Genomic DNA, 4,151 nt, shown 5'->3' with positions numbered 1-4,151 from the left:
GGCGACGACGATTATAAAGGTGCATTTGTAGTTCAAAAAATCACCGTAACCAAGAAAACAACAAGCATTACTGCTGCTGCTAAATCATACAAAGCATCTGCAAAAACCAAATCCTATACAGTAACCTTAAAAACAGAAAAAGGATCATCCATCGATGGTAAAACCTACCTCAGAGAAGGTAAAACTGTTAAACTTACTGTAAACGGCAAAACCTACACAGCAAAAACTAATGCAAAAGGCCAAGCTACCTTCAAATTAGATATTACTAAGAAAGGTACTTACACCGCAAACATTAACTTTGCAGGTGACAACAGCTATCAAGCATCAAAAGCAAGCGCAAAAATAACAATTAACTAGAGAGATTTAAATCTCTCTAAACATTTTTTCTATTTTTGATTGTCATAACTCCAGATTAGTTTGGAAGTAAAATTGAAAAATGGATTTTTTAAATTTTTATTAAATTTGCATCAATTTTTAAATAATATTCAGTAAATTTATTTTAGTATAATATTTTTTTATAATAAAATAATGTATTATTTTAACATTATTGGGTATTATGAACTTCTTTTGAATAAGTTAAATGTATTTGAAGATTTATTAAATTAATTAAGTATTATTTGATAATTGCTTAACTTATTGGTATTTTTAGGAAATAATATATACTATTTAATGAATAAATATATATTATATATATCAATTCATTTTAAGGAGGAAAAAGTTTTGAAATATAAAAAGATAATGACGATTTTTGCAATTATTCTAGTTGCTTTTATGGTCATAGGAGCTGTTAGTGCATCAGAAGATGTATCCAATGATGAGCTGGCAGCAAGTGATATCACAGAAGATTCTATTGGCGAAACTACTGTTGATGATGTAATTGCAGAAACTCCAGAACAAACAACTGGAACTACTGCAGATGATTTCAATGCATGGATAGCTAATAAAACTTTTGATGTCGATAATGATAAAGACGAAGTTGTTATAAATTTCACTTCCCCTGCTGATGCAAAGGGTGAGGTTCAAATTTGGGCAAATGAAAAATATAAAACAGCAGTTGACATTGATGAAAGCACTGCTGGAAAAACTTTTTATTGGGCTTTAAATAATTTATACATTTCACAAGCTGGAGTTTATGATATTTCTCTTAGATATAATTCAGAGGGTGGTGGTCAATTAGAGATTGCAACAGGTACTTTTACTGTAGCTAAAAATTATTCTAAAGCTGATTTTACCACTACAACATTTGATTATATAGGGACTACAGGCACACGTATTTACTCTTTTAACCCTGCTCCAGTTTATGGAACTTTAATAGTATTTGTTGACGGAAAAGAGAGTTATAATAAATATATTAATGATAAATATACATATCTGCAACTTTACGTGAATGATTTGAATATAACTGAAAATGGAGTATATAATATTCGCACTGAATATATAGTGGAAGATTCTGGTCAGGTAGTTGCTCTTGATGATTTTAATTCAAGTGTTGAGTGTATGCCAGTAGCTATGGGTATAACAGATATGGATATAGATGTAGCTGCAGGATATACTGCTTCTCTTGGTTATGTTAGTGATGAAAATGTTATTCAAGGACCGGTTACAGTTTATATTGGCAGTAATCAGGTTTTCAATAAGGAATATGCTCTTAGTGATAATAAATACTATATATCTCTAAATGAGTATACTTTACCTGAAGGTTTCGCATTGGGTAACCATACTGTAAAAATTACATATACAAGAGGTAATAAAGAATACTCTAAACAAGGAATTGTTTCATTCTATGCGGATCCTGAAGTTATTAATCCTGGTTATACTATGACTGCAGGGGATGATAAAAATATCACTGTTAAATATTATAAAGGAACCACCGGCACTATAACTGTATATAATACAGAAAAAAATAGTACTGCACCGGGAGGTTGGCAAAAATCAACAATTTTCATGAATACTGCTGAGTTAAATGGTAGCGGAATTTTTTACGTTCCTTTAAACACATTGGATGTAGGTTATCATGGTTTATGTTTAAACATTACATTAGGCACATATAGCGTTGAAAAATTCGCAGATTTTAATGTTGTAGCACCAGTGGACCCTAGACCTGAAGTAGTTATCACTGTTGATAATCCTTGCATTGTGGATTATGGCTCTTCTAACATTACAGTTAAAACTGAAGGCGCTGTAAACATATCTGCAAAAATCAGCGGTAAATCTTTAGAAGTTAGTGGAAATACCATTTTCATAAATGGTTTTAATGCGAGCTCAGATCCTTACTATTTGGTCATTACTCCAGTTCCTGATGCTGATCACAAAGCAGGTTCACCTAAAGCTGTTCCACTCTATGTGAATCCATTAAAAACTTCTATAACTGTTCCTAAAATTGATGATGCTGCTATCGGTCAGGAAGTAACAATTGTTGCAAACGTCAATTCCACCTTAACTGTTGATGATGGTAAAGTGGCTTTCACTGACGATAATGGTGATGACATTGGAGAGGCTCCAGTTGTAAATGGTACTGCAACAATAAAATACACACCAACAGCCACTGGTACTCTTCATATTAATGCGGATTATACTGGAAATAACTTCAAATCAGCTTTTGGTGTTGGATTAATAACAGTTTCAAAAGCAAAACTCAATTTAACAATCGATCCGGTCCAAACAGTTTTCATTACCAATTCAAGTAACTTTAAAGTAAATGTAATGTCCAATTCTAAGAAAGTTACTGGCGGAGAAGTCTATTATTATGTTGATGAGGAACTAATCGGTCATTCAGCTGTAAATGATGGGGTAAGTACATATTCATACACTGCTGGTAAAACAGGAACATTCGACTTGGAAGTTATCTATATGGAAACAGGTAACTACTCATCTGCAAACGCTTCTACAACATTTACTGTTCAAAAGGTTGTAATGCTTACAGAGATTAACGCATCTGATGTTACTGCTCCTTATAATGGTGGTAAGTTCCTGATTGCAACATTAACTGATATAAAAGGCAATCCTATTGCTAATGCGACTGTTTCAGTTGATATTAATAAAGATGTTTCTAATTTTACAACTGATTCTGCAGGTCAGATTAAATTCCCATGTGATGGAATTGACCCTGGCGTTTATGTTGCCGATATAATATTTAAAGGTAATGATAACTACTTTGAAGCTAAAAAATCAGTAAATGTAACTGTTGAAAAGGTTGAAACTAAATTTGTTGTGGATGTTGAAAATATTGAAGCAGGTCAGGTTGCATACATTAATGTTACTTTAAACTCTACTGCCAGTGGTAATGTTGCTTTAATATTTGACAAACAAAACTACACTGAAGAAATCGTGAACGGTAAAGCTTTATTCAAAATAGCTGATTTGGCTGTTGGAAACTATACATTTGAAGCTGTTTACGGTGGTGACAAATACTTCAAAAACATTAGTTCAACCAAATCAATTGAAGTCAGTAAAGTCAATATAACTTCAGTTGAGCTTCCAGAACATGTTTCAGAAAAAGATCCTGAAGTTAGTTTTGATTTGCCTGCTGATGCAAAAGGAAACGTAACTCTTTCAATCAATGGAACTGATTATCCTGCCACAGTAAAAGATGGTAAAGTAAATATTAAATTATCAGAATTGGCTAGAGGAACATATCCATACAATGTTTCATATACTGGTGATGATAAGTATAATCCGTTTACTCAATCCGGTGTTTTAACTGTTGAGGATATTGATACTTCAATTTCCATTACTAAAATTAATGGTGATTGTACTGTTGAAGGTGTTTTAAAAGATAGTGAAGGTAAAGGAATTGCTAATGCAACATTAACTGTTAAAATGGGAAGCAGCAATTTAACAACAAAAACTGTTGAAAATGGTGTATTTAGTTTCCAGGCAAAAGACAATTCTTTAATAACTATTGCTTTTGCAGGTAAAGATTCATATTTGCCGTCTGATGCTGAGATAACTTTGAATAATATTAATCCTGTAAGACAGGATACTGCCATTATAGCTCAAGACTATAATACTAAAGCTATTGATTATTATGCTGGTGAGCGTGGAGGATACTTCGAAGTGACTTTAACCGACGGATCCAAACCTATTGCAAATAAGGCTGTGAAAATAGGATTCAATGGTAAAGTATACAACACAACTACTGATGAAAAAGG

At 32.5% G+C, this 4,151-nt stretch carries 1 protein-coding gene and 1 pseudogene; both read left to right on the top strand.

All coding sequences use genetic code 11. The annotated features are described in order from the left end of the window. Positions 1 to 357, top strand: a pseudogene (locus tag IJL02_RS11670) (adhesin); the annotation flags it as partial. 363 nt (positions 358 to 720) lie between these two features. Then, the coding region (locus tag IJL02_RS11665; protein ID WP_292816639.1) for an Ig-like domain-containing protein at positions 721 to 4,151 on the top strand (3,431 nt) is incomplete at its 3' end.

It is taken from the genome of Methanobrevibacter sp. (assembly GCF_017427765.1).
Lineage (GTDB): Archaea > Methanobacteriota > Methanobacteria > Methanobacteriales > Methanobacteriaceae > Methanocatella.
The sequence above is the reverse complement of the archived record's forward strand: the minus strand, read 5'-3'. Positions and strand labels throughout refer to the sequence as shown.